Origin of the sequence: Salipiger sp. HF18 (assembly GCF_011806505.1) — a bacterium.
In the GTDB taxonomy this organism is placed as follows: domain Bacteria; phylum Pseudomonadota; class Alphaproteobacteria; order Rhodobacterales; family Rhodobacteraceae; genus Salipiger; species Salipiger thiooxidans.
Window position 1 is genome coordinate 1 of the sequence record NZ_JAATOS010000537.1, and the last position, 2,605, is coordinate 2,605.

The 2,605-nt window shown below is 69.3% G+C and carries 2 protein-coding genes and 1 pseudogene; all 3 read right to left on the reverse strand.

What is annotated here, in order from left to right; genetic code table 11:
* Positions 1-325, reverse strand: a pseudogene (locus HC022_RS23735) (cytochrome P450); the annotation flags it as partial.
* Positions 322-1,590: a hypothetical protein gene (locus tag HC022_RS23740; RefSeq protein WP_167454045.1), complete on the reverse strand. Its 1,269-nt coding sequence runs from the start codon at positions 1,588-1,590 to the stop codon at positions 322-324. The gene HC022_RS23740 and the pseudogene HC022_RS23735, both read right to left, overlap by 4 nt.
* A gap of 132 nt (positions 1,591-1,722) precedes the next feature.
* Complete coding sequence (locus HC022_RS23745; RefSeq protein WP_167454046.1) at positions 1,723-2,475, reverse strand: cytochrome c biogenesis CcdA family protein; 753 nt, start codon at positions 2,473-2,475, stop codon at positions 1,723-1,725.
* Between the last annotated feature and the right edge of the window lie 130 nt (positions 2,476-2,605).

Consider the following 2,605-nt stretch of genomic DNA (forward strand, 5'->3'; position numbering starts at 1 on the left):
CGCCCTCGAAAGCCGGGTCGATGATGCGCCGCTGGCGCTGCCACTGCGCGCCATTGGTCAGGAACACCGACGCGCCCAGCAGCGGCCGCAGCCCCTCGGACACCCGCCCGGACTTGGGAAAGTCCAGCGGCCGGTCCTTCAGCACGGTCTTCACCAGCTCGGGCTGGTTCACGAGGTAGGAGCGGAAGAACGGCGTGCGGAACTCCGCCATCCACGCCCGGTAGAGCCGCGCCGGCTGGGCCGAGAGGATGTCCTGCCGGAACAGGCGGAGGTAGCGCAGGAGCGAGACCTTCTCGGGCCGCGCGGCGGGTTTCGGCGGGATCATGCGGCGGCGGTGGAGGTCGCGGTGAACTTGGACACCGGCACGTCGATGCGGCTGGCGGAGGGCGGGCGCCCGGCATAGCGCGTCGCAAGGCTCAGCGGGCCCGCGGTGATCCGGAAGTAGTCGTAGTCGAGCGGCCGGTCGAAGGCGCAGAGATACTGGAAGTGCAGCCGGAAGAAGCGCCAGCGCAGCGCCTTCCAGCGCTCGGGGCTGAGCGACCGGGTGAACTGCGCCGAGAACACCAGTGGCCAGCGCCGGCCCTCGGGGGCAACCCCCGAGACCGCGACCGGATCGCAGAGCGCGAAGGTGCAGCCGTCGCCCGGCGCGGTCACGTCGACCCAAGTCAGCTCGTCCCGCGCCGAGAGAAAGGCGAGGTCCGCCCGCAGCCGGTGCGCCTCGCGCAGGAAGGACACCATCGGCACCACCTGCCCGAGGCTCAGGAAGGCCAGCCGCGGCCCCCGCGCGGGCACTCTGCCCTGACGGATGAGATCGGCGAGGACCGAGACCGCCAGATGCGCGCCCGAGCTGTGGCCGACCACCAGCACCTCGTCGGCGTCACTTTCGAGCGCCTCGGCGATGATGTCGGTGAACCGGGCCATGCGCGCCCCAAGCTCGGGCGGGTTGGCGCCGCGGTACTGGGCGGAATAGGCGTAGTCATGCATGAGGTAATAAGCGTAGAGCTTGCCGTCTTTTGCTTTGAACCAGCGCAGCAGCGCCAACGCCGCGACGATGCCTGCGCCCGCGCCTGCGAGCCGGGCCGCAAGCCCCGCCCAAGGCGCGAGAACCCCCGCCAGCGCGCAGACCAGCCAGCCGGTCAGGATCGCGGCAAGGAGCTGCAGCAGCAGCATCCCCACCGGATAGAGCGCCGCAATCACCGGCCCCTTGCGCAGCCGCATCAGCCGCCGCAGCGCGCCGGTGGCGATGTATTCCCACGCCGTCCGCACCAGCTGGAGATAGGTGCCGGCGATGGTGTTGGACATGCTGTCGCGCACGATGTCGGACCAGACCAGCACCTCGACCCCGGTCTCGACTTCGACCCCGTCGATCCGGGCCGAGACCTGCCAGCCGTAGGGACCGCCCGAGCGCTTGGGCGTCAGCGCCAGCTCGTAGCCCGAGATCGCCGCCTGCGCGGCGCCCTCCTTGCGATAGAGCTCGCGGTAGCGCCTTGGGTGAATCGGGTCGTAGCCCGGGATGTAGAACACCCGGCGTCGGGACACCTCCTGCACCGGCTGGCCCTGTGATGGGAGATCCTGCGGGTCTTCGCCCATTCCCTCGCCCCTTCTGTCGCGATCCTCGCCCTAGCATGCGGTTTGGGCAAGACTGTGGCGCCCGGGCGTCGATCTTGCTCCGGCTGCCCCTGCGACGCACTTGGCGCAAGGACCGGCCGGGATCAGGCAGGATCAGCCGAGCTCGCCCAGTGCCGGGAAGGTCTCGAGCAGCCAGAAGGAGAAGGCCGAAAAGGCGCCGGTGAGCAGCATCAGGCCGACCGCGACAAGCAGCAGCCCCATGACCTTCTCGATAAGCCCCATGTGGCGCTTGATCCGGTTCATCAGCCCCATGGCGCGGCTCAGGAAGATGGCGGCCAGCAGGAACGGCATCCCCAGACCCGCCGCGTAGACCGCCAGCAGCGCGGTGCCGCGCGCGATCGAGGCCTCGGAGGCCGCCATCGACAGGATCGCGCCCAGCTGCGGCCCGATGCAGGGGGTCCAGCCGAAGGCGAAGGCGAGCCCGAGGATATAGGCGCCGAAGGCCGAGCCACCGGTGTCGCCGGTCTCGATCCGCGCCTCACGGTCGAGGAAGGGGATGCGAAAGACATGCAGGAAGTGCAGGCCGAAGACGATCACCACAACGCCCGAGATCCGCGCCAGAAGCAGCTGGTTCTGCAGGAAGAACGTCCCGAGCCACGAGGCGGTGAAGCCGAGCAGCACGAAGACGGTCGACAGCCCCAGCACGAAGAACAGCGCGGCGGTGAAGGCGCGCAGCCGGGCGCGGCCGCCGGCCTCCATCTCGGCGAGGCTCACCCCCGACATGAAGGCGAGATAGGGCGGCACGATTGGCAGCACGCAGGGGCTCAGGAACGAGATGACCCCGGCGAAGAGCGCCACGAACATCGCCGGCAGCAGGCTGGCGTCTATGATGTCGATTCCGAACATATCGCATGGGTAGAAGATAACGGCACCCGCGTCACGCGGCGCGAGGTCACATCCCCGTGGAAAGCCGTGGCGTGGTGTATCGGTGTGGCGCTTGGAAGGCTTCGGATAACGGGCAGCGCGTTCCCCTGTC